This is a genomic window from Morganella sp. HMSC11D09 (assembly GCF_001807955.1).
GTDB classification, from domain to species: Bacteria; Pseudomonadota; Gammaproteobacteria; order Enterobacterales; family Enterobacteriaceae; genus Morganella; species Morganella morganii.
Window position 1 is genome coordinate 103,622 of record NZ_KV791672.1, and the last position, 25,771, is coordinate 129,392.

General features: G+C 48.4%; 27 protein-coding genes. 15 read left to right on the top strand and 12 right to left on the bottom strand.

The window, feature by feature from the left end; translation table 11 throughout:
• The first annotated feature begins 11 nt into the window (after positions 1-11).
• The 6 genes from radC to mutM all read left to right on the top strand — a co-directional run bounded on the left by radC (position 12) and on the right by mutM (position 4,783).
• The gene (gene radC / locus HMPREF3119_RS06600; protein ID WP_004236667.1) at positions 12-686 is read left to right on the top strand and encodes a RadC family protein; all 675 of its coding nucleotides are present in this window, start codon (positions 12-14) and stop codon (positions 684-686) included.
• Positions 687-933: 247 nt separating this feature from the next.
• A complete protein-coding gene (gene rpmB / locus HMPREF3119_RS06605; protein WP_015422374.1) occupies positions 934-1,170 on the top strand; it encodes a 50S ribosomal protein L28 in 237 nt (78 codons plus the stop codon).
• Positions 1,171-1,181: 11 nt separating this feature from the next.
• Positions 1,182-1,349 (top strand): 50S ribosomal protein L33, encoded by a 168-nt coding sequence (gene rpmG, locus HMPREF3119_RS06610; protein WP_004236665.1) that lies wholly within the window; start codon positions 1,182-1,184, stop codon positions 1,347-1,349.
• Positions 1,350-1,779: 430 nt separating this feature from the next.
• A complete protein-coding gene (locus tag HMPREF3119_RS06615) occupies positions 1,780-2,712 on the top strand; it encodes a glycosyltransferase family 2 protein (protein WP_228342867.1) in 933 nt (310 codons plus the stop codon).
• 243 nt (positions 2,713-2,955) lie between these two features.
• A complete protein-coding gene (locus HMPREF3119_RS06620) occupies positions 2,956-3,963 on the top strand; it encodes an O-antigen ligase family protein (RefSeq protein ID WP_225310097.1) in 1,008 nt (335 codons plus the stop codon).
• A 10-nt stretch (positions 3,964-3,973) separates the two neighbouring features.
• A complete protein-coding gene (mutM, locus tag HMPREF3119_RS06625; RefSeq protein ID WP_036417443.1) occupies positions 3,974-4,783 on the top strand; it encodes a bifunctional DNA-formamidopyrimidine glycosylase/DNA-(apurinic or apyrimidinic site) lyase in 810 nt (269 codons plus the stop codon).
• On the opposite strand, the gene coaD is transcribed toward mutM, so the two are convergent.
• Genes coaD through waaA form a run of 3 tightly spaced genes read right to left on the bottom strand, consistent with a single transcriptional unit; the run spans position 4,784 to position 7,322 of the window.
• Complete coding sequence (gene coaD / locus HMPREF3119_RS06630) at positions 4,784-5,269, bottom strand: pantetheine-phosphate adenylyltransferase (RefSeq protein ID WP_004240132.1); 486 nt, start codon at positions 5,267-5,269, stop codon at positions 4,784-4,786.
• Entirely contained in the window at positions 5,266-6,045 is a 780-nt protein-coding gene (locus HMPREF3119_RS06635) for a glycosyltransferase family 2 protein (RefSeq protein ID WP_064483682.1), read from the bottom strand. The genes coaD and HMPREF3119_RS06635 overlap by 4 nt, the downstream gene beginning before the upstream one ends.
• On the bottom strand, positions 6,045-7,322 hold the full coding sequence (gene waaA / locus HMPREF3119_RS06640) for a lipid IV(A) 3-deoxy-D-manno-octulosonic acid transferase (protein ID WP_032098072.1): 1,278 nt from the start codon (positions 7,320-7,322) through the stop codon (positions 6,045-6,047). The genes HMPREF3119_RS06635 and waaA overlap by 1 nt, the downstream gene beginning before the upstream one ends.
• Positions 7,323-7,546: 224 nt before the next feature.
• On the opposite strand from waaA, the gene rfaQ reads away from it, so the two are divergent.
• From rfaQ to HMPREF3119_RS06660, 4 genes are read left to right on the top strand one after another with little or no spacing between them, the layout of a single operon-like run.
• Positions 7,547-8,620 (top strand): putative lipopolysaccharide heptosyltransferase III, encoded by a 1,074-nt coding sequence (gene rfaQ / locus HMPREF3119_RS06645; protein WP_070579067.1) that lies wholly within the window; start codon positions 7,547-7,549, stop codon positions 8,618-8,620.
• Positions 8,617-9,744, top strand: coding sequence for a glycosyltransferase family 4 protein (locus HMPREF3119_RS06650; RefSeq protein WP_004236655.1), 1,128 nt, complete (start codon positions 8,617-8,619; stop codon positions 9,742-9,744). Before rfaQ ends, HMPREF3119_RS06650 begins: the two co-directional genes overlap by 4 nt.
• On the top strand, positions 9,744-10,865 hold the full coding sequence (locus HMPREF3119_RS06655; protein WP_070579070.1) for a glycosyltransferase: 1,122 nt from the start codon (positions 9,744-9,746) through the stop codon (positions 10,863-10,865). Before HMPREF3119_RS06650 ends, HMPREF3119_RS06655 begins: the two co-directional genes overlap by 1 nt.
• 11 nt (positions 10,866-10,876) lie before the next feature.
• On the top strand, positions 10,877-11,854 hold the full coding sequence (locus HMPREF3119_RS06660; RefSeq protein WP_004236653.1) for a polysaccharide deacetylase family protein: 978 nt from the start codon (positions 10,877-10,879) through the stop codon (positions 11,852-11,854).
• 2 nt (positions 11,855-11,856) lie between these two features.
• Here the strand turns inward: HMPREF3119_RS06660 and rfaC are convergent, their stop codons facing one another.
• Genes rfaC through rfaD form a run of 3 tightly spaced genes read right to left on the bottom strand, consistent with a single transcriptional unit; the run spans position 11,857 to position 14,829 of the window.
• The gene (gene rfaC / locus HMPREF3119_RS06665; RefSeq protein WP_004236652.1) at positions 11,857-12,834 is read right to left on the bottom strand and encodes a lipopolysaccharide heptosyltransferase RfaC; all 978 of its coding nucleotides are present in this window, start codon (positions 12,832-12,834) and stop codon (positions 11,857-11,859) included.
• On the bottom strand, positions 12,819-13,880 hold the full coding sequence (rfaF, locus tag HMPREF3119_RS06670; protein WP_004236651.1) for an ADP-heptose--LPS heptosyltransferase RfaF: 1,062 nt from the start codon (positions 13,878-13,880) through the stop codon (positions 12,819-12,821). The genes rfaC and rfaF overlap by 16 nt, the downstream gene beginning before the upstream one ends.
• 10 nt (positions 13,881-13,890) lie before the next feature.
• Positions 13,891-14,829 (bottom strand): ADP-glyceromanno-heptose 6-epimerase, encoded by a 939-nt coding sequence (rfaD, locus tag HMPREF3119_RS06675; protein WP_070579073.1) that lies wholly within the window; start codon positions 14,827-14,829, stop codon positions 13,891-13,893.
• 226 nt (positions 14,830-15,055) lie between these two features.
• On the opposite strand from rfaD, the gene HMPREF3119_RS06680 reads away from it, so the two are divergent.
• Entirely contained in the window at positions 15,056-15,985 is a 930-nt protein-coding gene (locus HMPREF3119_RS06680) for a hypothetical protein (RefSeq protein WP_246829251.1), read from the top strand.
• Between the two features lie 43 nt (positions 15,986-16,028).
• Here HMPREF3119_RS06680 and HMPREF3119_RS06685 read toward each other — a convergent pair whose 3' ends face one another.
• The gene (locus HMPREF3119_RS06685; RefSeq protein ID WP_070579079.1) at positions 16,029-17,102 is read right to left on the bottom strand and encodes a divergent polysaccharide deacetylase family protein; all 1,074 of its coding nucleotides are present in this window, start codon (positions 17,100-17,102) and stop codon (positions 16,029-16,031) included.
• Positions 17,103-17,108: 6 nt separating this feature from the next.
• A complete protein-coding gene (gene envC / locus HMPREF3119_RS06690; protein ID WP_015422380.1) occupies positions 17,109-18,392 on the bottom strand; it encodes a murein hydrolase activator EnvC in 1,284 nt (427 codons plus the stop codon).
• Positions 18,393-18,746: 354 nt separating this feature from the next.
• On the opposite strand from envC, the gene HMPREF3119_RS06695 reads away from it, so the two are divergent.
• The 4 genes from HMPREF3119_RS06695 (at position 18,747) to cysE (ending at position 21,577) form a co-directional block, all read left to right on the top strand.
• Complete coding sequence (locus tag HMPREF3119_RS06695) at positions 18,747-19,184, top strand: rhodanese-like domain-containing protein (RefSeq protein WP_070579082.1); 438 nt, start codon at positions 18,747-18,749, stop codon at positions 19,182-19,184.
• A 71-nt stretch (positions 19,185-19,255) separates the two neighbouring features.
• A complete protein-coding gene (gene secB / locus HMPREF3119_RS06700) occupies positions 19,256-19,729 on the top strand; it encodes a protein-export chaperone SecB (RefSeq protein ID WP_070579085.1) in 474 nt (157 codons plus the stop codon).
• Positions 19,729-20,742 (top strand): NAD(P)H-dependent glycerol-3-phosphate dehydrogenase, encoded by a 1,014-nt coding sequence (gene gpsA, locus HMPREF3119_RS06705; RefSeq protein ID WP_070579088.1) that lies wholly within the window; start codon positions 19,729-19,731, stop codon positions 20,740-20,742. The genes secB and gpsA overlap by 1 nt, the downstream gene beginning before the upstream one ends.
• A 34-nt stretch (positions 20,743-20,776) precedes the next feature.
• Positions 20,777-21,577, top strand: a complete 801-nt coding sequence (gene cysE / locus HMPREF3119_RS06710; RefSeq protein ID WP_024473667.1) for a serine O-acetyltransferase — start codon at positions 20,777-20,779, stop codon at positions 21,575-21,577.
• Positions 21,578-21,650: 73 nt separating this feature from the next.
• On the opposite strand, the gene trmL is transcribed toward cysE, so the two are convergent.
• Genes trmL through HMPREF3119_RS06730 form a run of 4 tightly spaced genes read right to left on the bottom strand, consistent with a single transcriptional unit; the run spans position 21,651 to position 25,771 of the window.
• Entirely contained in the window at positions 21,651-22,154 is a 504-nt protein-coding gene (gene trmL, locus HMPREF3119_RS06715; protein ID WP_036417437.1) for a tRNA (uridine(34)/cytosine(34)/5-carboxymethylaminomethyluridine(34)-2'-O)-methyltransferase TrmL, read from the bottom strand.
• Between the two features lie 55 nt (positions 22,155-22,209).
• Positions 22,210-23,160, bottom strand: a complete 951-nt coding sequence (locus tag HMPREF3119_RS06720) for an NAD-dependent epimerase/dehydratase family protein (protein ID WP_036425125.1) — start codon at positions 23,158-23,160, stop codon at positions 22,210-22,212.
• Between the two features lie 17 nt (positions 23,161-23,177).
• Complete coding sequence (locus tag HMPREF3119_RS06725; RefSeq protein WP_062773459.1) at positions 23,178-24,626, bottom strand: oligosaccharide flippase family protein; 1,449 nt, start codon at positions 24,624-24,626, stop codon at positions 23,178-23,180.
• Positions 24,623-25,771, bottom strand: coding sequence for a glucosamine inositolphosphorylceramide transferase family protein (locus HMPREF3119_RS06730; RefSeq protein WP_062773456.1), 1,149 nt, complete (start codon positions 25,769-25,771; stop codon positions 24,623-24,625). The genes HMPREF3119_RS06725 and HMPREF3119_RS06730 overlap by 4 nt, the downstream gene beginning before the upstream one ends.

Consider the following 25,771-nt stretch of genomic DNA (forward strand, 5'->3'; position numbering starts at 1 on the left):
GCGGGGGAAAAATGGATAACATAACCGGAAATACGGCACTGATGCCGAGAGAAAAACTGATTGCTTACGGGGCATCTGTTCTGAGTGATTCAGAACTGCTGGCTATTTTTTTGCGTACCGGTACCCGTGAGCGGCCGGTGCGGCAGTTTGCGGAGTATCTGCTGGACGTCTTCGGGTCACTGCACCGGTTGCTGACAGCAGGGTATGAGGAGTTTAAGCCTCTGCCCGGGATAGGGGACAGTAAGTTTTGCCAGATGCAGGCGATTGTCGAGTTGTCCAGGCGCTATTTCAGCAGTCAGTTTCAGGAAACGCAATTTCTCAGCAGTGCCTGTACTGTAAAGGCGTATCTTAACCAGCGGATGGCCGGGCAGGAGCGGGAAGTCTTTGCAGTACTTTTTCTCAATAATCAGAACCAACTTATACGTTACGAGGAGATGTTTTCAGGGACGGTAAACTGTGTGGAAGTACATCCCAGAGAGATTTTGCGCCTGGCGCTCAAAGTGAATGCAGTTTCTGTGATTCTGGCGCATAATCACCCCTCCGGTAACGAAAACCCCAGCCGGGCTGACCGTCTGCTGACAAAAAAAATTGTTCAGGCATGTGAGTTGGTGGGGATTAACGTGTTGGATCACCTGATTATCGGGAAATTCAATATGTTTTCGTTTGCAGAACACGAGCTGATCTGAGCAGTTTTTTTCGCAGAAACACACGATCTTTACTGTTCGGGTCTTGAGCGTTTGCGCCGGAAAGCGTATACTACGCCACCTTTGAGGATCTTGGGTTTGGCGAGAAGAGCCTATCTCAGCATATTTTTGCTGGTTGACAGAGCAATTTCCCGGCGAGTCAAAAGTAAGCTGAGATGGGCTCCTAAGCCTGACGAGGCAGCCTCACCCAATACAAAGCTCGAGCTGATTAGATTTTTGGAGAATAGACATGTCCCGAGTCTGCCAAGTTACTGGCAAGCGTCCGATGAGCGGTAACAACCGTTCTCACGCATTAAATGCGACCAAACGTCGTTTTCTGCCGAACCTGCACTCTCACCGTTTCTGGGTTGAGTCTGAAAAACGTTTCGTGACTCTGCGTGTATCTGCTAAAGGTATGCGTATCATTGATAAAAAGGGTATCGAAGCTGTTTTAGCTGATTTACGTACCCGCGGTGAGAAGTACTAAGGAGCTGAAAAATGGCTAAAGGTATTCGCGAAAAGATCAAACTGGTTTCTTCTGAAGGTACAGGTCACTTCTATACCACTACGAAGAACAAACGTACTATGCCTGAAAAACTGGAAATGAAAAAATTCGATCCGGTTGTTCGTAAGCATGTAATGTACAAAGAAGCAAAAATTAAGTAATTTCTGCTTCCTGATTGAAAAAACCCGGCCTCGGCCGGGTTTTTTATTGCCTGTTTACAGGTGAACGCTTGATTGACAGAGGGTAATATTGTCATCTGTTTTCACTCGCTGAGTTAGTTGATATAATATATTGCTATTTTATAAATTATTGGTGTTTTTATATAAAACGATATCTTTTCAAACGTTAATTGGAGATAAAATGGCAGATAAATCGGATACTTATCTTAAATACTGATTGTAAGAGTATTAAAATATTCAGATTGTTGTATCATTTACGGGTACTATTGTTTTATCAGAACATACAACTATAACGGCTGATTTATTTATTATTTTTATATAGTTTTTATATGATTACTGAGTTGGCGTGCCAGTGACAGCCAGAATCTGAATCAGTTTACTTCGCAGATAAAAACGAATGTTGGAATATGATATGAGTAACCCGGTTATTTCGGTCATGATTGCAGTACATAATGCGGAGTCATCAATCCTGGCCGCGTTAGAGAGTCTGGATAATGCCCTGAATGAGAATGGTTCTCCGGAGCATGTTGAAGCGATCATTATTAATGATGGCTCCACCGATAAATCGCTGGATCTTATCAACCATTATCAGCCACGAAACTTTATTAAAGTCGTTGAAACAGTTAACTTTTCTAATGTCGGGAAAGTCCGCCATTATGCATATTCATTATCCCGCGGCGAATATATCACAGCGTTAGACAGTGATGATATGCTGAAAAATGGTGCACTGAGCCGGGTTATGGACATTATGCGGGAGCATCCGTTTGATCTGCTGATAACCCGTCTGGATGAACATCATGATCGTAATCCGGTATTAGAAATTGAGGATAAACCTGTAGTATCAATCACTCAGGACAGGTTAAAAGAACTCTATCTGGAACATAAGACGGTAAAAGGTCATTTACTCGGCCGGTTTATCCGCAGGGATATCCTGACAGATGATATGTTCCCTGAAATTTATTGCTATGAAGATGTGGTTATTACAGCAAATGTTATTTGCGCTGCTCAGAATATTCTGATCACAGATACTCAGATTTATTGCTACTATAAACATCGCGGCAGCTTATCCACAGAGAAAAGTATGAATAAAACCGTTCTTTTCCTGCAAATTGTTTTATCAATGGAAAGCTTCTTTGTAAAAAATAAAAATGAAAAAGTGATGTTTGAAGGGTTGTTCGTTAAAGTATGTTCTGATTATTTATCAAGAAATAATAAACGTAAGCTTCCCCATTTTGTTATGGATCGGTTTAATAATATTAAAATATTCCGCTTTCTGTTCAGCTCTAAAGTAAGATTAAGCAGGAAAATTATGTTTTTAAAAATAAAATCAGCAGGAGTTTTTTAAATGTTCACAAGCAGAACATTACCAATTCTCATTGGTATGCTGATGACTTTCTCAATGGTTATTGCTTCTTTCGTGGATACCTTGTCACGGGACTCTTATTTTATACTGAGTTATTTATCTGTTATCGTGACACTCTGGCTGGTCTTTTTCAAAAAAATGTCACTTTTCCGTGACCGTGCTGTGTTGCTTGTTGCAGTATCGTTCCTGTTGTTTGGTATTTCCCGGGTTGCCTGGTCATTTCTGATGAATGATGACGGGTTGAGTATTTATAAAAACTACTCTCCCACAGCATCGAGAATCATACTCGGAGCATTTATTTTTTGTGTTTGTATTTTATTAAAAAATGAGTTGAAGTGTTTTTTCAGTAACAAATATATTTCATCTGTCATTAAGGTATTACCGCTCTATATTTTATTGTATGCGCTTTATGATATCTTTGTTTTGCATAAAGACAGAGTTGAGCTGGATACAAACCGGGCAACAGTAACTGCATACTTTATCAGTGCGATATTTTTTGTCAGCCTTCATTTTTGTTCGCGGGTGAAAAATAAACTGAATATTTCATTATTTTTTACTAATCTGATTGTTTCAAATGCGATTATTATTCTGACACAAACCCGTGCCGCAATAGCTATTTATCTTCTGCTTTCAGTTTTTTATACTGTCATTGTTTTCCGGAAGAGCCTGAATATAAAAAAAATAAGCATGGTTGTGGTACTTCTGCTAATTTTTGCCGGTACATCATATGAGTTTTTATATAAATCCCGTATTAATGAGGCAATCACTGAAACTCAGGGTTATGATGTGACAAAGCCGGGGGGATCGCTGGGTGACCGTTATACCATGTGGTATGCAGGGTTATCTGCGTTTAAGCATGCCCCGATGGGGGAATCTTTTCAGGCCCGTAATGATTTTATTTCAGAAAAAATAGCTGCCGGTGCAATCAGTGATTCAATCACTGTCTACCTGACGATACATCTGCACAGTGAACTGATTGAGGTGTTGTCATTGCAGGGGGTTATCGGTGGTGTGCTGCTGGTGCTGATTTATCTCTCTCTGTTGTATGCCGGTATTCGTAATAAGAACGTATTGCTGATAATGATTACATTATGCCTGGCCGGTTATGGTCTGACAGATGTCTTGTTCTTCAGTCGTGAGAGTATTACTGTTTATCTCCTGTGTATTGCAGTGGCCCTGGTGACCGGCGGTAAAGAAGATACCGCAGAACAGCCGCTGCCGATTGATCGCTGAGGAGGTATCTGTGCCGGAATTACCCGAGGTCGAAACCAGCCGGCGCGGCATTGAGCCGCATCTGGTCGGTAATACAGTGCGTTATGTTGAAGTCCGGAACCGGCGGCTGCGCTGGCCGGTGTCAGAGCAGATTGAGCGCCTGAGTGACCGGCCGGTGCTCAGTGTGCAGCGCCGTGCGAAATATCTGCTGATTGAGTTGCCGGAAGGGTGGATTATCATTCATCTGGGAATGTCCGGCAGTTTACGTATTCTTTTGGAAGAAACGCCGGAAGAGAAACACGACCATGTGGATATGGTGCTCGGTGACGGTAAAATTCTGCGCTATACCGACCCGCGCCGTTTTGGTGCCTGGTTGTGGGCAGATGATCTGGCAACCTGTCCGGTACTGGCGAATTTGGGGCCGGAGCCGCTGAGTGATGATTTCGATGCCGCGTATCTGTTCGCCAAATCCCGCAAACGAAACACACCGGTCAAAAGCTGGCTGATGGATAATAAAATTGTAGTGGGTGTGGGAAATATTTATGCCAATGAATCCCTCTTTTTATCCCGCATTCATCCGCTGCGTCCTGCCAAAGATCTGACTGAAGATGAGGTTGCCCGCCTGGTTGCCACCATAAAGCAGGTACTGACGGAATCCATCAGACAGGGCGGTACCACGCTGAAAGATTTTTTACAGTCGGACGGAAAACCCGGTTATTTTGCCCAGGAACTGTTTGTGTACGGAAAACAGGGAGAGTGCTGTGCGAACTGCGGGCAGAAGATTGAAGTGGTGAAAGTCGGTCAGCGGAGCACGTTTTTCTGCCCCGCCTGTCAGCACTGATTACGCCTTACCGAGTTTTTGCATCATCGCCTGTGCGACGGACTCCGGCAGAAATGCAGAGACATCGCCGTCGTGCAGGGCCACGTCTTTAATCAGGGATGAAGAAACAAAAGAGAGATTTTGCGACGGCAGGAGGAAAACACTCTCGAGATCCTGCGCAAAATGGCGGTTCATATTTGCCAGCTGCCATTCATATTCAAAGTCAGCAACAGACCGGACACCCCGGATCAGCACATTGGCATTTTGCTTTTTGGCAAAATTTGCCATCAGCTCAGAAAACCCCAGCACTTCCACATTCGGGATGTGAGAACACACGTCTTTGGCCAGCGCAACCCGCTCATCGAGGGTAAACATCGGATTTTTACGGCTGCTGTTGGCGATCGCCAGCAGGATGTGATCAAACATTTTTGAGGCGCGCTCAAGAATATCGATATGTCCGCAGGTAATCGGGTCAAAAGTGCCGGGATAGATTGCGCGTGTTTTCATGATGCTGACTCATCGTTGTTACTGACGGACCACAAAGTGGCGTATTTATTAAAGGTATATTGTGCGTTCACAAATGCAAGGATAAGCCCCTGTCTGCCATCCAGGAATCCGGCTCTCAGCAGCCAGGTTTTGCAGAACGCACCGGCGGTGTGAGTCAGAACAGAGAGGAAAGAGCAGCGTTTACCGGCCAGATGACGGGCTTTTGCCCAGTCAGCAGCATAGCGCAACTGCTTTTGCTGAAACTCCGGTAAATCGCGGCAGGTCAGGTGCAAGACATCCCCTTTCAGTGTGATGACATTGGCGCCCTGTGTCTCCAGAGATTCATGAACTGCATTACTGTTGTACTGATATTGCTCACGCGGATATAACCGCAGGACATGATCCGGATACCAGCCGCTGTGTTTCATAAAACGCCCCAGGAACAGATTACGGCGGGCAAAACGATATACTGTATTTTTCTGCGGCGCGGCAAGTACCTGCTCAATGGATTGTTTCAGCTCCGGCGTGACCCGCTCATCAGTATCGAGCATCAGGATATAATCCCCGGTGGCATACTGCTGGGCAATCTGCCGCTGGCGGCCGAATCCCGGCCACTCCCGGTTTTCATATACCTGAGCTCCGGCATTGCAGGCGATGGTCAGTGTGTCGTCCTGACTGCCGGAATCGAGCACAATGATTTCATCCGCCAGTCCCTGAACGGAGTTCAGGCAATCACCGATAACATCGGCATTGTTTTTACTGATCATCACAACGGAGAGACGTTTTTTATCTGTCATCAGTGGCTCCGCGGTGGCAGATACGGCCCGAGCAACTGCATCAGACGGTGCAGTGCGCCCTGATTTTCATGAAGTACCTCAGCGGCATGCCGTCCGCAGTACAGCCGGTAATCCTCATCATTGAGCAGATTACTGACGGCGTCACTCAGACTCTGTTCATCGGTGACTGTCAGCAGGGCATCGGCCTGCTGTAATTTGCCACAGATATTTTTGAAGTTGAAGGTGTGCGGCCCCATCAGTACCGGCAGGGCGTGTGCGGCAGCTTCCAGCGGATTATGTCCGCCGCGCTCAACCAGGCTGCCGCCGACAAACGCGATATCCGCCAGTCCGTACAGCAGCATCAGTTCACCCATAGTGTCCCCGACCACCACCTGTGTTTCCGGTGAAGGAATCGTGTTGCTGCTGCGCATGACGTAGGTCAGACCGGCTTTTTCGGTCAGTTCCCTTGCTTTGGCAAACCGTTCCGGATGGCGCGGCACCAGGATCAGCAGCAGGTTCGGAAAGTGGTTCAGCAGGGTTTTATGGGCACTGAGGATAATTTCCTCTTCGCCTTCATGAGTGCTGGTTGCGATCCAGACCGGACGGCGGGCAGCCCACTGACGGCGCAGTGTGACGGCTTTGGCGGCCAGTTCCGGTGTGACAGAAATATCGAACTTCAGGCTGCCGGTCACATGCAGTTGCTGGCGGCGCAGGCCGAGCTCAATAAAGCGTTCCCCGTCTTCCTGATTCTGCGCGGCCACCAGGGTGATCCGGTTCAGGATGGTTTTTACGAAACTGCCTGCTTTCTTATAACCGGCGGCCGAGCGCGCTGACAGGCGGGCATTGGCGATCACCAGCGGAATTTTCCGGCGGTGCAGCTCGGTTATCATGTTTGGCCACAGTTCGGTTTCCATCACGATCACCAGTTTCGGCTGAACAGTATTGAAAAACCGTTTCATTGACCCCGGCAAGTCGTAAGGCAGATAGACGTGATAAACATCATCACCTAATGCTGATAAAACCCGCTCTGAGCCGGTCGGTGTCATAGTGGTGACAGTGATAGGTAACGTCGGATAATGGTGGCGCAATGCTCGGACCAGCGGCACTGCGGCGAGTGTTTCGCCGACAGAAACCGAGTGCAGGATGATACCGCCGGTGCCGGTTTTTCCTTTACAGAAACCATAACGTTCGCCCCAGCGTCTGCGGTAGGCCGGGGAGCGGCGGCTGCGCCATAACAGACGTAACCAGATAAGAGGTTGGATCAGGTAAAGCAGAACCTGGTATACACGCAGTAACATTTTATCAGTTTCGCAGATAAGATTGCGGCAATAGTAGCATAAAACTAACACGAATAGCGCATTAAAAAGCATAAACCCGGCGTCGCTGACGGCGGGATCCCCGCTGCCCGGCACAACACACTGCGCTATCTGTTAATACTGCCGGGAACGATTTGTGGTAATCTGTGCCTCAGAGATTGATACACCTTATTCCCTGATTTCTGTCTGACCCAAATGGAACTCTTATGCAAACAGCATCAGCGCCGGTACAGCGTATTTTAGTAATAAAACTCCGTCATCACGGCGATATGCTGCTGATAACGCCGGTGATTAATACTCTGAAAGCGAATTACCCGGATGCTGAGGTTGATGTCCTGCTGTATCAGGAAACAGCACCGATGCTCAGCCGCCATCCCGGCATCAGCCATATTTTTGCCATGGACAGAGCCTGGCGTAAAGAGGGAACCTGCAAACGTATCGGGCATGAGTGGCATTTACTGAAATCACTGCGCCGCCGCCGTTATGACCTCGTGGTGAATCTGGCTGATCAGTGGTACAGCGCGATTGTGACCCGTTTCACCGGTGCCCGTATCCGTATCGGGCTGGATCTGCGGAAACGGCAGAGTATTTTCTGGAAAAAATGTTACACCCTGCTGGCAGATACCTCACAGGAACTGACCATGCATACGGTGGAGCAGAATCTTAACGGATTAACCCCGCTGAATCTGCCGGTGACTGATAACCATGTCACCATGGCCTGTTCAGAGGAAGACCGGCAGAAGACTGAACAGCTTTTGCAGCGCAAACAGGTGACCGGTGACTATATTGTGGTACAGCCGACATCCCGCTGGTTCTATAAATGCTGGGATGACGACAAGATGAGTGAGGTTATCCGCACACTGGCGGATGACGGGCACCAGATTGTGCTCAGCAGCGGGCCGGATCCGCGCGAAAAAGCGATGATTGAATCTATTCTTGCGCCCTGTCAGCAGGCTGTTGCCGGCGGAAAAATTGTGTCCGTTGCCGGAGAACTGACGTTGCCGCAGCTCGCGGCACTGATTGATCGTGCAAAACTGTTTATCGGTGTGGATTCTGTGCCGATGCACATGGCTGCCGCCCTGCAAACGCCGATGGTGGCTCTGTTCGGCCCGACGAAACTGGTGTTCTGGTCGCCGTGGCAGGCAACCGGTGAAATTATTAAAGCATCGGATTACGGGGAACAGCCGGACCCGGATGACGTGGACACAAGGACGGACGAACGTTACCTGAGTCCGATTCCGGCAGACGCAGTGATTACCGCGGCACGGAGATATTTATGAAAAATATGCGTCTGGCGATTGTTCGTCAGAAATACCGCCCGGACGGCGGCGCGGAGCGTTTTGTATCCCGGGCGCTGGAAGCACTGGATAACCGGAATCTGGAGCTGAATGTTATCACCCGTTCCTGGCAGGGTGCTGCGGCTCCCGGCTGGCATATTCATGTGGTGAATCCGCCGAAATGGGGACGGATCAGCCGTGAGCGGGGATTTGCCAACGCTGCCCGTGCCTGCTGGCAGAATGAAAAATTTGATATTGTTCAGAGCCATGAACGCATTGCCGGCTGTGATATTTTCCGGGCCGGGGACGGTGTGCACCGCCGCTGGCTGTTACAGCGGGCGCGGGTACTGCCCGCCTGGCGGGCAAAACTGTTGTTTGCCTCGCCGTACCACCGTTATGTGATGAAGGCGGAGCAGGAGATGTACCATGATCCGCACTTTAAGCAGGTGATTTGTAATTCGGAAATGGTAAAAAAAGAGGTGATGGAAGACTTTGGTTTGTCAGAGTCGCAAATAACCGTCATCTATAACGGGATTGATTCTGAAAAGTTCCATCCGCTGCCGGAATCAGAGCGTCTCGCGCTCCGGCAGACTTATCAGATCCCGGCGGCGGCAAAATGTCTGGTGTATGTCGGTTCCGGGTTTGAACGCAAAGGACTGGCGGCGGCGATTATGGCGGTCAGCCGCAATGATGCGTATCTGCTGGTGGTCGGTCAGGATAAGGCAGAAAAAAAATATCGACAGCTGGCAGCATCCCTGGGTTGTGCGGATCGCATCCGTTTTGCGGGTATGCAGAAACAGACACTGCCGTTTTATCAGATGAGTGACGGGCTGCTGCTGCCGACACTGTATGATCCGTTCCCGAATGTGGTACCCGAGGCGATGGCCTGCGCACTGCCGGTGATCACCAGTACCACCTGCGGCGGGGCGGAATTTATCTCACAGGGTGAAGAGGGTTTTGTCTGTGATGCGCTGGATATTGGCGGTCTGGCAGAGGCGGTCTCGCAACTGCCCTGTGATCACCTGAGCAGCCGGATGTCTGAATGTGCACGGCAGCGGGTTTTACCTTATACACCGGCGGCGTTATCACAGCAGCTTATCGATCTCTACGGGCGGGTCCTGGCATAATGAAACAGCATATTTTATTTATTATTGACGGTTTACCGGGCGGCGGTGCTGAACGGGTGGTGCTGAGCCTGAGCCACGGGCTGGTTCTGACCGGTTATGATGTCACTCTGTTATCTCTCAGCAATACCCGCGATTATGATATCCCGGAAGGGGTGGATTATCAGGTCTCTGCGGATACTTACCGTGGCTTGTTCCACCGCCAGACTGAAATCCGGCGCCGTGCCGGAAAAATGGATGCTTTCTTATCTGATCTGTTTGCCCGCAAAGGTAAACCGGTACTGGTGGTGTCCAATCTGCATAAAACTGACCGTATTGTCGCCGCATCACAGGCACTGACCGGGCTGAATGTCTGGTTCTGCCTCCACGGCATGTTTTCAGCCAGTTATCTCGGCAATAAAACCGGCCTTCGCCGCCGTCTGAAACAGGAAAAAATCCGCCGGGTGTATAACGGACGGAATATTATTGGCGTCTCCGGTGCGGTGTGCCGGGATCTGTGTGAAAACGTAGGCGTGACGCCGCAGCAGTGCATGACCATTTATAACCCGTTTGATGTTGCGGATATTCAGTACCAGTCGCAGAAAGATAACCCGTACCAGGGGCAGGATTACATGGTTCACCTCGGGCGTTTTCATGAGGTGAAACGGCAGGATCGGTTACTGACCGCGTTTGCACTGGCTAATCTGCCGTGCAAACTGCTGCTGGCGGGACAGGGCAGCCAGTCTGCCACACAAACACTGAAAAACCAGGTAGCTGAACTGGGGCTGGAAGAGAGAGTGGAATTTATCGGTTTTCAGTCAAAACCGATGCCGATTATCCGAGGTGCGAAAGCTGTGGTATTAAGCTCTGACAGTGAAGGACTTTCTTCTGTTCTGATCGAATCACTGATCTGCGGCACACCGGTGGTCAGTACCCATTGCCCGGGAGGAATCGGCGAGATCATGACCGGCGAACTGGCAGCGTATCTTTCAGATATGACACCGGTGAGTCTGGCGGAAAAAATCCGTCTGGTTTATGAACACCCGCCGGTGATCACCCCTGAGATGTATCAGAAATTTGAGCAGCAGACGATTGTCAGCCAGTACTGTGATTTAATTCAGCCAGTCCCGTCAACACACGCGTGAGGAGCACAACTATGGCGAAACCCGCTTTTATCATTACCCTTGATACGGAAGGGGATAACCTCTGGGAATCCGGTCCGGTGATCACCACGCAGAATACCCGGTTTTTACCGCGCTTTCAGGCATTGTGCGAGAAATACAGCTTTAAGCCGGTCTGGCTGACCAACTATGAAATGGCAACGGATGATGCCTATATTGAATTTGCGCAGGATGTGATTGCCCGGCAGACCGGGGAGATCGGCATGCATCTGCATGCCTGGAACAGCCCGCCGCTGAAGGCACTGACGTCAGACGATGATCGCTTCCAGCCTTACCTGATTGAATACCCTGATGATGTGATGAAAGAAAAAGTTAACGTCATGACATCGCTGCTGGAAGATAAATTACAGACTAAAATGCTCAGCCACCGCGCGGGCCGCTGGGCATTCAATGAAAAATATGCCCGTTTGCTGGCAGAATTTGGTTATCAGACAGACTGCTCTGTGACACCACGGGTGAACTGGGCATATACTCCGGGAGCACCGGCACCCATCGGTAACGGCGGCACCAATTACCTGAATTTTCCGTCTGAAGCGTATTTTATGGATCTGAATGATATCCGCCGTCCCGGGGATTCAGCGCTGTTACAGGTACCGATGAGCGTACAGTTCCGCCATTCCCCGCTGATGAACGGCCTGAAACAGTTTTATGATAAGTTACGCGGCAAAAAACGCTCGCCGTCCGTGAACTGGCTGCGGCCGAAAGGCGGGAATCTGGCACAGATGCAGCAGGTGGTGGATGCCTGTCTGGCGCAGGGAAACTCTCACATTGAATTTATGCTGCATTCATCCGAATTTATGCCGGGCGGCAGCCCGACATTCAGGGATGAGGCGGCGATTGATGCACTGTATGATGATCTGGAGCAACTGTTTGCGTATATCGCCCAGCGGGCGGAAGGGATGACGCTGGCGGAGTTTTATCAGCGCAAACTCGCACAGCGTCACGCATCATAATCTTAACGCGGCATGTGCTCTGCCATGGCGGCGAGCACATCATCCGCACTGACAGAGGATAAATCCCCGTCCTTTGATGTCAGGGCAAACTGCCCCTTACCGTAACCACCGATCAGCCCCGGGTCCGTCGGGCCGTACAGGGTGATATTGGGTTTATCCAGCGCGGCCGTCAGGTGGCTCAGCCCGGTATCGACTGAAATCACCCCTTCCGCACCGGCAATTTCTGCCGCCACATCCGCCAGTGATAATTTCGGCAGTACATGCACATGGGTGAATCCTTCCGCCAGACGCAGTGCCCGTTCCTGTTCATGCGGTGCACCCCACGGCAGGCGGACATGCAGATCAGTATCAGCCAACTGGGCAAACAGCGCCCGCCAGTGTGATTCCGGCCAGTGTTTGGTATCACGGGTGGTGGCGTGGAGACAGACCAGATACGGCACGGCATCCGGCGATACCGCACGGTTATTCAGAAAATGGGCGGCAATCGCGTAATCACCCTGTGTCTGCGGTTTTTCATAGCCGAGGCTCAGGGCAAAAAGCTGACGGATCCGCTCAACAGCATGCTGTGTTTTGCTGACAGCGTGTTTCTCATCATAGAAAAAGCTCGCCAGCGGCTCGCGGATACTGTGCCGGTCGTAGCCGTGTTTGCGGCCGCGTGCCAGCCGGGTAACCAGCAGGGCACTTTTAATCAGCCCCTGTGCATCAATCACCGCATCATAGGTCTGTGACTGAACAGCGTCGCGGAACCGGCGGCGTTCATCACGGATATCGCGGCGGAACCAGTTTTTCCGCCAGCGGCGGATAGCAACCGGAATGACGCGATCAACAGCAGAGTGCCAGCCCGGGATCTGGGCAAAACCCTCTTCAACTACCCAGTCAAAGGTGAGAGCCGGGAATACCTGCACGGCATCGGTCAGTGCGGGCAGGGTATGCAGCACATCCCCCATCGACGAGGTTTTGACGATTAACACACGGCGCATGGCGGGGAACTCTTCAGCAAATCATCCAGTTCAGACAGAACCTGCTCCGGCTGAATATCAATCAGGCTCTGATGGTAGCCCTCATGGGCATCCCCTTTGCGGACTTTATGATAACCGGTGATCAGGCGGATAACGCGGGCTTTCTCTGACAGCGGCGGCGTGAAATCCGGGCTGCTCGGGCCGTATAAGGCGACCAGCGGGCGATCCAGTGCGGCAGCCACATGCATCAGACCGGAATCATTGGTGATAATGGCATGACAACCGGCGATCAGATTCACCGCCTGTTCCAGTGAGGTTTTTCCGGCCAGGTTCAGACAGTTTTCGCGTTGCTCATCACTGAGCATGGCGAGGATTTCCTCACCGGCAGCGTGATCTTTTTCTGAGCCGAACAGGACTATCTGAAAATCACGCTCATCAATCAGTTTCTTCGCTAATTCACCGTAGTGATAATGCGGCCAGCGTTTGGCCGGGCCAAATTCGGCCCCCGGACAAAAACCGACGACCGGGCGGTGATCACTGATATTAAACGCAGCCATGCTCTCGGCAATATCCTCATCACGCACCACCAGCTTCGGCCACAGCAGGGGCTGCGGCAGAGCGGCGGCGGCAGGGACATCCGCTTTATCATACGCGAGGGCAACATAACGCTGCACCATCAGCGGAAAAGCGGCTTTGTCGAGTTTCCGGTGATCGTTGAGCAGGCCGTAACGCATTTCGCCCAGCCAGCCGGTGCGCACAGGGATTTTCGCAAAAAACGGCACCAGTGCCGATTTTAACGAGTTCGGCAGCACATAAGCACGATCATACTTATTATCACGCAGGGAATGACCGAGACGGCGGCGCTCACCGAGTGCCAGTGCACCGTGGCCGATCGGCATAGCGACAGCCTCATCCACTTCCGGCATTTTTGCCAGCAGCGGACGGCACCACGCGGGTGCCATCACATCAATCGTTGCCTGCGGATAACGTGTTTTCAGGGTACGGTAAAGGCTTTGTGACATCATCATGTCACCGACCCACGACGGCCCGATCACCAGAATTTTCATGTGCGTTTAATTAATTCCCCTGATTTAACCAAGCCATATATTCACGGACACCTTCGGCGACCGTTTTGAACTTACCCGGGTAGCCCGCTGCACGCAGATTGGTCAGGTCAGCTTGGGTATATGCCTGATAGCGGCCTTTCAGTTTTTCCGGGAACGGGATGTAATCGAGCGCGCACTGGCGTTCGCTGTGGAAACCGGTCACGGCATCGGCGACAGCCTGGAAAGATTCCGCGCGGCCGGTACCGCAGTTGAAAATACCGGATTTGGCATTTTTCCAGAACCACAGGTTTACATCCGCCACATCACCCACATAGATGAAATCGCGCAGGAAGTTTTCACTGCCGGAGAATAATTTCGGGTTTTCGCCGTTTAAAATCTGATTATTCAGATGGAAAGCGACACTCGCCATGCTGCCTTTGTGGCCTTCACGCGGGCCGTAGACGTTGAAATAACGGAAACCGCAGATCTGGGACTCTGCTTCCGGCAGAATTTCACGGACATACTGATCAAACAGGAACTTGGAATAACCATACACATTTAATGGTTTTTCGTACTGCCGATCTTCAATAAAGTTATCACTGCGCCCGCCGTAAGTGGCGGCAGAAGAGGCATACAGGAACGGGATCTGACGATCCAGACAATAATGCAGCAGTTCTTTGGAGTACTGATAGTTATTATCCATCATGTACTTGCCGTCCCACTCGGTGGTGGATGAGCAGGCACCTTCATGGAATACTGCTTCGACTTCCCCGAAATCATCCCCGGCCACAATACCGGCGATAAAATCTTCTTTATCCATGTAATCGGCGATATTCAGATCGACCAGATTGACAAATTTGGTGCCGTCTTTCAGGTTATCCACGACTAAAATATCAGTGTAACCGTCATCATTCAGTGCTTTTACAATATTGCTGCCGATAAATCCGGCACCGCCGGTGACAATAATCATCACGCATTCCTCTGTTCGGTTCATTCAAGAAAATGAAAAAATCACTGCTTTTATCATAGCATTGAAGGGTGGCAGACGTGGATGAAAAAATTGCGGCGGCAGGAAGATCTCCCGTGTTACCGGGTTGTTTTCCGCTGATGATCTGTTATACCGTGAACACTATTTATTACGTTATCTTATTATGTTATCCGGCCGGACACGGTCTCCGGACTTTAAAGGAATATGCATGAACCCGACCACTGTTTTCCGGTTACCGCTATTATTTGTACTGGCCTATGCACTTATTCTGAGTGGTTCGCTGATCCTGGTTTCTTACCCGGATGTCAGTGTCCGCTATCCTGAATTATCATTAGCGGCCTATTTGTCAAAAGTATTTGCTTTTCAGCTGATTCAGCTGACCGGGCTTTTTACTCTGACATCATTATTTTTTTATCATTACCGGATAACACAACTGAATCGTAAAACTATTCTGGCAGTTATCGGTCTTACTCTCTTTCTGTATACAGCAAACATGATCCTCGGCAGCCTCAAAGCGGAATGGCTCAGTCATCTGATGGCGACAATGATTGCGGAGAAAGCGGAGTTTGCTGACGTTATTCTGCTGGTCAAAACCGCAGATATTGGCCTGTACCTGATCTCATTTGTATTACTGGGTATCGCGACCCGTCTGGTGGCGAAATATTATCTTAAAGTCAGCCATCCTGCAGTTATCCCGGACGGAAAAACTCCGGATATTTACGCACTGTTGTTCAGTTGCGGGATGGTGTATCTGATGTGGATGATTGCGTTATTTCTGACGGCGGTGATAACACCACATCTCCCCGGCGGCATACCGGCACCGCTGTCTGATAATGCGTATACCACCGCGGCGGGTCTGCTGATTTCGTGCGGTATTGTTTTTATTGCTGTCCGTCAGCGGTTCCCGGTGGCAGGCGGAATATTGCAGATCAGGCCGCTGGTAATTTCCGTTCTGCTCAGTACCGTGCTCAGTATTCTGGTTATGGCGGCGATCACCGCCGGAACGGTTTATATGGTATTACTCACCAACAGTTTCCGGCACTTCGGGGAGACTGAGTTATGGATTATAACTGCGGTTTGTGTCGCTCTGACACTGTGGATAAGCCGTGCTGTCACCGGTGTGATGTTCCGCCGGTGATAATCTGATCATACTGTCGGCCGGGCTGGTTATCCCGGTCCTGCTATCGCTGAGTCTCTGCCGCCGGTTCAGCCGGTACTTTTTCCGCGGCCTTCAGGTCAGTGCTGACTGACTCTTTTGCCGCAGGCGGCGCGGTATCCGGCTGCGGTAGCGCCATGCGGACGGATAACAGGACTTCCGCCACTTTGCCGTTCATCTGATCTCTCAGGAGTGCTTCCGTCAGCAGATTGATATAGTTGGTGTAGAACTCCCCGCCGATTTCTGCTTTACCCTCACACTGCTCAGTCATTGGTGTCAGCCACGGTTTTTCATTCACCACCGGTTTGACCGGCACGACCGGTTTCTCCGGCTGCGGTTTCACGGCAGATGGTTTACCGGCATGCGTCAGCATATATCCCGGCGATACCAGCTCAATATCCGGCGGCAGTTGCGGGATGAGTTTATGCAGTGCGCGGACCGTCGACGGATGCGGGTGCCCGATAGCGATCACCGACCCCTGTTTGCGTGCCAGAGCAACAGCCCGGTTCAGTTGCTTGCGCGTCTCTTCCTCTGTCTGCACATTATCCAGAAAAACCTGGCGGCGCAGTACGCGAACCGGTGTTCCCTGTGCAGCCTGTGTCGCTTTGGTGCTGCCGATGGTCACACTGTCGAGGAAATAAAAACCGGAGCCGGAGAGAGACGCCATCACATGCTGCATGGCGGTCAGATCAGAGGTCATCGCGCTGCCCATATGGTTATTCATGCCGGTGGCATACGGCACCCGGGCAATCGCAGCTTTAATCAGGGTATCAATTTCTGCGGCACTCATGGACGGGCGCAGAGTGTCGCGCTCCAGTGGCTGTTTGCTGATCGGTGCCATCGGCATATGGATAAGAATTTCACGGCCCTGGCGGTGTGCTTTTTCTGCCATTTCTTTGCCGAACGGGGAATTCGGCAGGATAGCAATGGAGACCTGCGGCGGCAGTTCCAGGATGCGGTTATCATCCTGTTTGCGGTAACCGAAATCATCGATCACAATGGCGAGCTGCGCTGCAGCGGCAGAAAACGTTATCAGTGACGAAGTGATAAAAAGTAACGAAGTCAGTACGATATTTTTGGTTTTCTGCCGGTAAGTCACTGTGTGCTATCTCCCCAGCCAGGGCTGCGGGTTAACCGTCCGTCCCTGGCGCCGGATTTCAAAATAGAGGCCCGGTCTTTCCTGGCCCCCGCTGCTGCCCACCAGTGCAATCGGCTGACCGGCTTTCACCTGATCACCCACATTCACCAGTGCGCTCTGGTTATAGCCGTAAAGGCTCATATCCCCTTTACCGTGCTCGACCACCACCATCAGACCATAACCCTGCAGCCAGTCTGCCAGCAGGACCCGGCCATCTGCCACTGCTTTTACCTGTGTGCCTTCCGGCGCGCCGATTACCATGCCTTTCCAGCGCAGTTCGCCGGAGATACTGTCACCGAACCGGTGCAGCAGCGGACCACGAACCGGCCAGATAGCCTGACCGGCCGGACGGCCCAGTCCCCCGGTGCGGGACATCAGCGAGCGCTCGTCCTGAGTCGGGGTATAGGTGGAACCTTTTTTCTTCGCCTGCGCCTGTTTCTCGCGGATACGGGCGGCTTCACGGGCTTCGCGTTCCGCACGGGCTTTGGCTTCGCGCTCCGCTTTGGCTATCTTGTTACGCAGCTGGCTTTCGTTCTCCCGCATCACCAGCAAATCTTTCTGATCGGCTTTCAGCGAGCGCTCCAGCTCAGTCAGGGTGGATTTCCGGGCGGTCTGGGCACGATCCAGCTTTTTCTTTTCAGTCTGCTGTTTGCCGAGCAGGCTTTTATGCTCTGCACGTTTTTGTTGCTCAGTCTGGCGGCGGGCGTGTAACTGCTGAGTGGTCTCTTCCAGCTCTGCAATGGTTTTTTCCCGTGCGGCACCGATATAGGTGTAATAGGCAAGGATCCGCTCATCGCGCTGGCCTTCCTCACCCTTGAAAATCAGTTCAATACCCTGATGACGCCCCTGGCGGAATGCGGCGTCCAGTTGTTTTGACAGCAGCGCCCGCTGGGCTTTCTGCTTCGCATCCAGCTGTTTGATTTCTGCGCTGAGAGTCGTGATTTCACTGTCGAGCTGTTTCAGGGTTTTCTGTGTGGAATAGAGTTCACGACCGGCAGCGGCGATATCCTTTTCCTGATTTTTCAGCTGGGTTAACAGATTTGCACGTTTTCCCTGCTGCTCTTTGACGCTCTTTTCTTTCTCCGCGATATTCAGCTGGAGATTTTTCAGCTCATTCTTGCTGGCATCGGCGGTGGTTGTATTGGCGGCAGAAACAGCAAAAGAGACCGGCAACAGCAGAGCTGCCAGTAATGTGCGGACACCGGGGGACACCCGGCGGGAATGCGTGCGGAAAACGTGCTTATGCGCCAATTTATCTGACCCTGCCGTTACGCCAAAGAAACGATCGTATTTAACTATTCTAAACTGCAATTATTCCATGCCATTTAAAGCGTTACCAGTCCTGTTATCCGGGATTTACACTTCGGGACAATCCGGCGGCGGAGATTCACCGCGAATTTGTTGCGTTTGTTTTTTACCTTAGCCGTGAATCAATGGTAAATTAACCCCTCTGTCTGTCGGAAAAATGAATTTTCGCGGCATGCGCCGCAAAATTACGATGAAAACAGCCATAACCCGGGCAAGACCGGCTGTATTTGAACCGGCACACAGGTATACTTCTGCCCTTTGATCTTTGTTATTAACCAACGGGAGTTATTGTCCCCCATGCTGCAAGAAATTATGCCATTTGTCAGTAAGCACCCTATTATCAGCCTTGTATGGGTCGCGTTACTGATCTCAGTCATCGTACTGACTGTCAAAGGACTGTTTTCAAAAGTGAAAACAATTCCGCGTTCTACCGCTATCACACTGATTAATAAAGAAGAAGCGATTGTCGTGGATACCCGTACCCGGGACGATTTCCGCCGTGGTCATATCATTGACGCGGTCAATCTGACGCCGTCAGAAATTAAAGACAACAACCTCGGTGAAGTGGAAAAACACAAAAACCGTCCTGTTATCCTGGTTTCCGCCAACGGTATGGAGCTGGTCAAACCGGCTGAAAGCCTGCTCAAAGCCGGTTTTGAACGTGTATTTGTGCTGAAAGACGGCCTCTCCGGCTGGACCGGTGATAACTTACCGCTTTCCCGCAGCAAAAAGTAATCCGGCAAAGGATGATTGGAACATCCCCTTTGTAACTCACACTCTTTATATGGATATCAAAAGGTAACACTATGTCAGAACAACAAAACACAGAAATGTCTTTCAACATTCAGCGCGTTTACACCAAAGATATTTCTTTTGAAGCGCCGAATGCACCTGCCGTTTTCCAGCAGGAGTGGCAGCCGGAAGTGAAGATGGATCTGGACACCGGCTCAACCAAACTGGCTGATGACGTTTATGAAATCGTTCTGCGCGTCACTGTGACAGCGACTATGGGCGAAGAAACCGCATTCCTGTGTGAAGTTCAGCAGGCCGGTATTTTCACCATCGGCGGTCTGGAAGGTCCTCAGCTGGCACACTGCCTGGGTGCATACTGCCCGAATATCCTGTTCCCGTATGCCCGTGAGTGCATCGCAGGTCTGGTCGGCCGCGGCACATTCCCTCAGCTGAACCTGGCACCGGTTAACTTCGATGCACTGTTCATGAACTATCTGCAGCAGCAGGAACAACAGCAGGCTGCGCAGGAAGGTACACAGGAAGCATAATGACAGACGCTTCTATGACTGTACTCGGTGCCGGTTCATACGGCACCGCTTTAGCGATCACACTGGCCCGTAACGGGCACCGTGTGGTGCTGTGGGGGCATGACCCGAAACATATCCGTCAGCTTGAGGCTGATCGTGCCAATCAGGCATTTCTGCCGGATGTCCCGTTCCCGGATACCCTGATCCCTGAAGCCTCCCTTGAAAAAGCCCTCGCGGCCAGCCGTAATATTCTGCTGGTGGTGCCGAGCCATGTGTTCGGGGATGTGCTCAAACGTGTCAAACCGCTGCTGCGGCCTGATGCCCGGATTATCTGGGCGACCAAAGGTCTGGAAGCGGAAACCGGGCGTCTGCTGGGTGAAGTGGTACGTGAAGTCCTCGGGGATAAAATTCCGCTGGCCATGATCTCCGGTCCCTCTTTTGCCAAAGAGCTGGCTGCCGGACTGCCGACGGCGATTGCTGTCGCAGCGACAGAGCCTGCCTTTGCGGATGAGGTTCAGCAGCTTTTCCACTGCGGCAAAAGCTTCCGCGTTTATAAAAACCCGGATTTTATCGGGATCCAGCTCGGCGGTGCCGTGAAAAACGTCATTGCGATTGGTGCGGGGATCTCTGACGGAATGGGGTTCGGTGCCAATGCGCGAACAGCACTTATCACCCGTGGCCTGGCAGAAATGACCCGCCTGGGTGTGGCATTAGGCGCAGATCCGTCTACCTTTATGGGAATGGCCGGTCTGGGTGACCTCGTGCTGACCTGTACTGACAACCAGTCCCGTAACCGCCGTTTCGGCATGATGATGGGGCAGGGCGTGAGTGTGGATGAAGCACAGGAGCGCATCGGTCAGGTGGTGGAAGGATACCGTAATACCAAAGAAGTTCGTGCGCTGGCAGAGCGTGCAGGCGTTGAAATGCCTATCACCGAGCAAATCTATCAAATACTCTACTGCAATAAAGATGTGCTCGAAGCTGCCCGTACCCTGTTGGGGCGAGCCACCAAAGAAGAAGGTGAGCACTTTTAAGCCCGTTTTTTTATCCGAAGTCTGTGAGGTAATTATGTCCTACGAAGAACTGGAAGAGGTCTGGAGCTATATAAAGCAGGAAGCGCGGGACTTTGCTGATTGTGAGCCGATGCTGGCCAGTTTTTTCCATGCGACATTACTCAAGCATGAAAATCTGGGCAGCGCGCTCAGTTTTATGCTGGCCAACAAACTGGCAACCCCGACCATGCCGGCAATTTCTGTCCGTGAAGTGGTGGAAGAGGCATATCACAATGATCCGCAGATGATTAAATCTGCCGCAATGGATATCAAAGCCGTCCGCCTGCGGGATCCGGCGGTGGATAAATACTCCACGCCGCTGCTCTACCTGAAAGGCTTCCACGCCTTACAGGCATACCGCATCGCCAACTGGCTGTGGAACCAGAACCGCCGCGCGCTGGCAACCTACCTTCAGAACCAGGTTTCTGTGACATTTGGTGTGGATATCCACCCGGCCGCAAAAATCGGCCACGGCATTATGTTTGACCACGCAACCGGCATTGTCATCGGCGAAACCGCGGTGGTGGAAAACGATGTCTCTATCCTGCAATCCGTCACCCTCGGTGGTACCGGCAAAACCGGCGGCGACCGCCACCCGAAAGTCCGCGAAGGCGTGATGATTGGTGCTGGTGCCAAAATCCTCGGCAATATCGAAATCGGACGCGGTGCCAAAATCGGTGCGGGCTCCGTGGTTCTGCACCCGGTGCCGGCACATACCACCGTCGCAGGTGTACCGGCAAAGATTGTCGGCAAACCGGGCTGCGATAAACCCTCCCTGGATATGGATCAGCACTTTAACGGGTGCGAGGGGATTTAGTTTCCTGATTCAGCAGCCAAAAGTAAAAAAGACAGCCAAGGCTGTCTTTTTTGTGACTGAAATACAGAACACATTAATCCCGCAATAACGCCCCTGCATAATCCAGCTGCCGCCAGGCTTCAAATACAATTACTGCAACGGTATTGGATAAATTCATACTGCGGCTGTCCGGCAGCATCGGCACGCGGATTTTCTGATCAACCGGCATATTATCCAGCACATAAGGCGGCAACCCACGAGTCTCCGGCCCGAACAGCAGATAATCACCGGCCTGATAGCTGACATTACTGTGACGAGGTGTGCCCTTAGTGGTCAGTGCAAACACCCGGTTACCGGTTGGCGACTGCGCATTATCAGAACTCAGCCCCTCGCTGTCGAGAAAGGCGTAATAATCATGATGATGTTTGATATCCGCAAACTCACTGTAATCCAGCCCGGCCCGGCGCAGACGCTTATCATCCCAGGTAAACCCCAGCGGATGGATAAGATGCAGCCGAAAGCCGGTATTGGCACATAACCGGATGATATTGCCGGTGTTAGGTGGTATTTCTGGTTCGAATAAGACGATGTTGAGCATATTACCCCTCTCTTAAGGGGCAATAGTTTATCAAATAAAACATGGTGTTATAATGTTACTTCTTAAATTCGTGGCGAACAGTATTAGCAATTCCCTGTTCCAGGCTCACTGGGGCAACAAATCCGGTATCAGCAATAAAATCGGATTTAAACTGAGTACGGGCACAGAATTTTTTAATGCGGATGCTGCTTATCGGGAATTCCTTACCAGTCACTTTTGCCAGAATGTCAAAGCAGTAACCACCCAACAGACCAACACTATATGGTACGTGGATATTAGACTTATGCTTATCCATTGCTTTGCAGATTATATCTGTAAGGTCTTCCATATTAAAATCAGGTTTATCGACATAGTTAAATACATGGCGACCTGAATTAAAGGTAGTAGCAAATTTTAAGAATGCGGCAATATTTTCGACATAAGCCATTGATTTTTGGTTTTTACCGCCACCAATCATCAGGAAACGACCGGATGCAATCTGGCGGAATAAATTATAGACATTGCCACGGTTGTTTTCACCAAATACTACAGTCGGGCGGATTGTCACCAGTGTGCGATCTGCTTCTTCTGCCTGCCAGGCATCATAAACATGTTCGGCAGCTAATTTGGATTTACCGTAATCATTGAATGGCTCATATTGACCATCTTCACCGGTTTCTTTTTCAACAAAACCGTAAACGGCAACAGAAGATGTAAAGACGATATGTTTGATTCCAAGCTGAGCTGCGACATCACATACATGTTTAGCGCCATCGACATTTACATCATAGTAAAGACTGATAGGATGCACATTATCTTTGTGCTTTGCAGCCAGATTAATAATAACGTCGGAACCTGTCAGTGGCTCAACCAGAGATTCCGGTTTAGTGACGTCCCCAAATTCCCAATGATCAGGAAATGCAGCACTTTTCTCAATATCAACGATTTTGAACGGGATATTGTCTTTTTGTAATTGTGTGGACAGGCGAGTACCAATGAAGCCTGAGCCGCCGATAATGATGATCATTTTAACTCCGGGTAATTTTATCGTTTCAATATTTTTTTAATGAGAGATTGGGAAATAGATTCTTTAAAAAACAATAGTACTATTGTATAAGAAAATATAGAAAAAATCATAGACAGAATAGAAAATATAAATACATTATGTATGTGCTCACGAAGAAACGGAATAAAAAACATAGGCAGGCAGCCAGTGATATATATGCATATGTTTTTGTTAATAATAGGTATTTTTATTTTTTCTTTATTTCTGATGTGGAAGTAAATGATAATTGACATCAGTAGTAGTAGTGATAGTGTAATTAGAATACTTATAGATGAATTTATACTTTCTTGGAAAACTAATTTCACGATAGCATTTACTAAAGCAAAAGCTATAAGAAGAATGATATATACTTTTTCTTTGTTAAGTGCAAATAGTGTTTGAGTAGCCAATATTTTTAATAGTGAAAAAAATAGTATGTAGAATGAAAATATTTTTATAGTATCGAGAGCTGGCATAAACTCATAAGAGCCGAATATGAATAAAAATTCGGAAGCCATTAAATATACACCGATGAAAGATGGTAATACTATCATCATTAAGGAAGTATATATTTTATTTATAAGCAATAAAAATTCCGCGCGGTTAGTTTTTGCAAGTATAGATAACCTGGGTAAAGTAACTTGAGTAATAGTTGATGAAATAACAACTACCAAGACAATAATTTTTTCAGATAGTGCAAAATAGGCCACTTCAGTATTAGAAACAAATGCTCCCAGAGCAACCTTATCAAAGGCAAAAAATAAAAAACCAACATCAACTAAAAATAATGTAGATGCTATCCTTTTAAAATGTGAAAATAACTTATTGAGTCTAACTAATTTGAATGAGAAAAAAACTCTTTTTTTATAAAAAACAATATAATAGAAAGAAAAAAGAGCATTTATTAGGTCAAAGAAAACATTCAGCCAGACATAGATAAGATAATTGTCAGATGATGTAATAAGGAAAAACATTAAAATCAATGATACGCTGCGGCATAACATTGTTTTTATTGAAATAAATTTATAATCTTCATGTGACTCATTGACCCACTCAATATCAAATGCAAGCAAAAATAACTTTAAAGCAAGAACCAATGATATGATTTGTACTTTTGGATCTTTAATTACAAAGAAGATTAGTAATAAATATAGAAATAACGAAAAGGTAACTAAAAGTATATTGATAGTAAAGATATTAGAAAATAAAAAAGAAGATTTTAATCTGTTGCTTCTTACTTTACCTAGTTCTCTTATGGCATAGAATGATAATCCGAGAACGGCGAGTGCATTAAAATATGAGTATATACTTTCAGCATAATTAACAGAACCGATGTTATCAGGTGATAATGTTCTATATACATAAGGTATTATCAATGCTGGTAAGGTAAATCTGAATAAATTTAAAGCAAGTTTATATACACCATTCAAGGTTATCGATTTTTTCATTTTAATATTTTTGCTTTTAGTTTTTTAATTATTCTGCAAAGGTTCCTATACAAAAAATAAGGAGATATATTTATGATTTTTAAATCAACTATTTCAATATTTTCTGCGCTATTATAGGTATGCATTGCTATTGTTCCAAATGGTAATTTCAAGCTCTTTATATAACGTTCACTATAATTATTCTCCGATAGCTCATTTATTTCCATAAAATTAACGCGGTAACCATAACGTTTTGAACAATCCTGAGAAACTCTTATATTATTTAATATCTCACCGGCGTTCCGTGACTTTGAAATATCATGAACAACAGGATTCCCGATAACAGGTAAGAATGTTCCACTTAATGGGTCGTCTGTAACATATAGACTAAGTTCATCACCAAATGATACACCCATTTTTTTTTCAGAGGTTAATAGGTACCATAGCCCATTTTTATTAATTAAATTAGTATCAACAGCAGATATATTATCAATGAGTGTTCTTATTTTTTCCCATTTATAAGGGAACTCTATACATTTATATAAATCAATAGTGTTGTTATATGATGATTCAGGAATAATATATAGCTCATCATTTATTTTCAATATAAATGGATAGGAAAGATGATAATTCTCTTCAATAATTATATGATTATCAATTATTTCTTTGTTTTTAACATCTAGTGTACCAATTGAAATATAGCCTTTATCAGTATCATAATTTAATGCTTCATATAGAACATAATATTTTGAGTTATGATAGTATATAAAAGGGTCAGCCATTAATTCATTATTATCAAACTTTATTTTTGACCATTTATCGGTGCTTTTTTCTTTAAATGCAAGAATCCATTGGCTGGGGATGAAAATTTTAGTAAATAATGTTTTAAAAAATAATATAGCGTATAGTAATGGAGTAAATATAGAACGAGAGTATGATGGGTTGCGTATATTTATTTTATAGCCATAACGCTCTTGTAACATGCAAATTTTACTATCAACTAATATCTTATTTTTTTTGAAAGAAATACGGTTTGGGAGAAGGGAGTAATTTATCTTTTCACCATTATCGTCTGTTATTTCAAACAATAAGCTGTCATAAAAAATAGTAGATAACATAATTTCTAATGATAGGCTTCTACCACTGCCTATTTTAAGCGAAACCAT

Coding starts and splice junctions, on each gene's coding strand:
- HMPREF3119_RS06680 (WP_246829251.1), top strand. CDS start 15,056: ATGAACCCGACCACTGTTTTCCGGTTACCGCTATTATTTGTACTGGCC.
- coaD (WP_004240132.1), bottom strand. CDS start 5,269: ATGAAAACACGCGCAATCTATCCCGGCACTTTTGACCCGATTACCTGC.
- secB (WP_070579085.1), top strand. CDS start 19,256: ATGTCAGAACAACAAAACACAGAAATGTCTTTCAACATTCAGCGCGTT.
- HMPREF3119_RS06695 (WP_070579082.1), top strand. CDS start 18,747: ATGCTGCAAGAAATTATGCCATTTGTCAGTAAGCACCCTATTATCAGC.
- rfaC (WP_004236652.1), bottom strand. CDS start 12,834: ATGCGCCGTGTGTTAATCGTCAAAACCTCGTCGATGGGGGATGTGCTG.
- rfaQ (WP_070579067.1), top strand. CDS start 7,547: ATGCAAACAGCATCAGCGCCGGTACAGCGTATTTTAGTAATAAAACTC.
- HMPREF3119_RS06655 (WP_070579070.1), top strand. CDS start 9,744: ATGAAACAGCATATTTTATTTATTATTGACGGTTTACCGGGCGGCGGT.
- trmL (WP_036417437.1), bottom strand. CDS start 22,154: ATGCTCAACATCGTCTTATTCGAACCAGAAATACCACCTAACACCGGC.
- gpsA (WP_070579088.1), top strand. CDS start 19,729: ATGACAGACGCTTCTATGACTGTACTCGGTGCCGGTTCATACGGCACC.
- HMPREF3119_RS06660 (WP_004236653.1), top strand. CDS start 10,877: ATGGCGAAACCCGCTTTTATCATTACCCTTGATACGGAAGGGGATAAC.
- cysE (WP_024473667.1), top strand. CDS start 20,777: ATGTCCTACGAAGAACTGGAAGAGGTCTGGAGCTATATAAAGCAGGAA.
- rpmG (WP_004236665.1), top strand. CDS start 1,182: ATGGCTAAAGGTATTCGCGAAAAGATCAAACTGGTTTCTTCTGAAGGT.
- HMPREF3119_RS06725 (WP_062773459.1), bottom strand. CDS start 24,626: ATGAAAAAATCGATAACCTTGAATGGTGTATATAAACTTGCTTTAAAT.
- rfaF (WP_004236651.1), bottom strand. CDS start 13,880: ATGAAAATTCTGGTGATCGGGCCGTCGTGGGTCGGTGACATGATGATG.
- HMPREF3119_RS06635 (WP_064483682.1), bottom strand. CDS start 6,045: ATGACAGATAAAAAACGTCTCTCCGTTGTGATGATCAGTAAAAACAAT.
- HMPREF3119_RS06720 (WP_036425125.1), bottom strand. CDS start 23,160: ATGATCATCATTATCGGCGGCTCAGGCTTCATTGGTACTCGCCTGTCC.
- waaA (WP_032098072.1), bottom strand. CDS start 7,322: ATGTTACTGCGTGTATACCAGGTTCTGCTTTACCTGATCCAACCTCTT.
- radC (WP_004236667.1), top strand. CDS start 12: ATGGATAACATAACCGGAAATACGGCACTGATGCCGAGAGAAAAACTG.
- HMPREF3119_RS06650 (WP_004236655.1), top strand. CDS start 8,617: ATGAAAAATATGCGTCTGGCGATTGTTCGTCAGAAATACCGCCCGGAC.
- rpmB (WP_015422374.1), top strand. CDS start 934: ATGTCCCGAGTCTGCCAAGTTACTGGCAAGCGTCCGATGAGCGGTAAC.
- HMPREF3119_RS06620 (WP_225310097.1), top strand. CDS start 2,956: ATGAATGATGACGGGTTGAGTATTTATAAAAACTACTCTCCCACAGCA.
- HMPREF3119_RS06730 (WP_062773456.1), bottom strand. CDS start 25,771: ATGGTTTCGCTTAAAATAGGCAGTGGTAGAAGCCTATCATTAGAAATT.
- HMPREF3119_RS06615 (WP_228342867.1), top strand. CDS start 1,780: ATGAGTAACCCGGTTATTTCGGTCATGATTGCAGTACATAATGCGGAG.
- rfaD (WP_070579073.1), bottom strand. CDS start 14,829: ATGATTATTGTCACCGGCGGTGCCGGATTTATCGGCAGCAATATTGTA.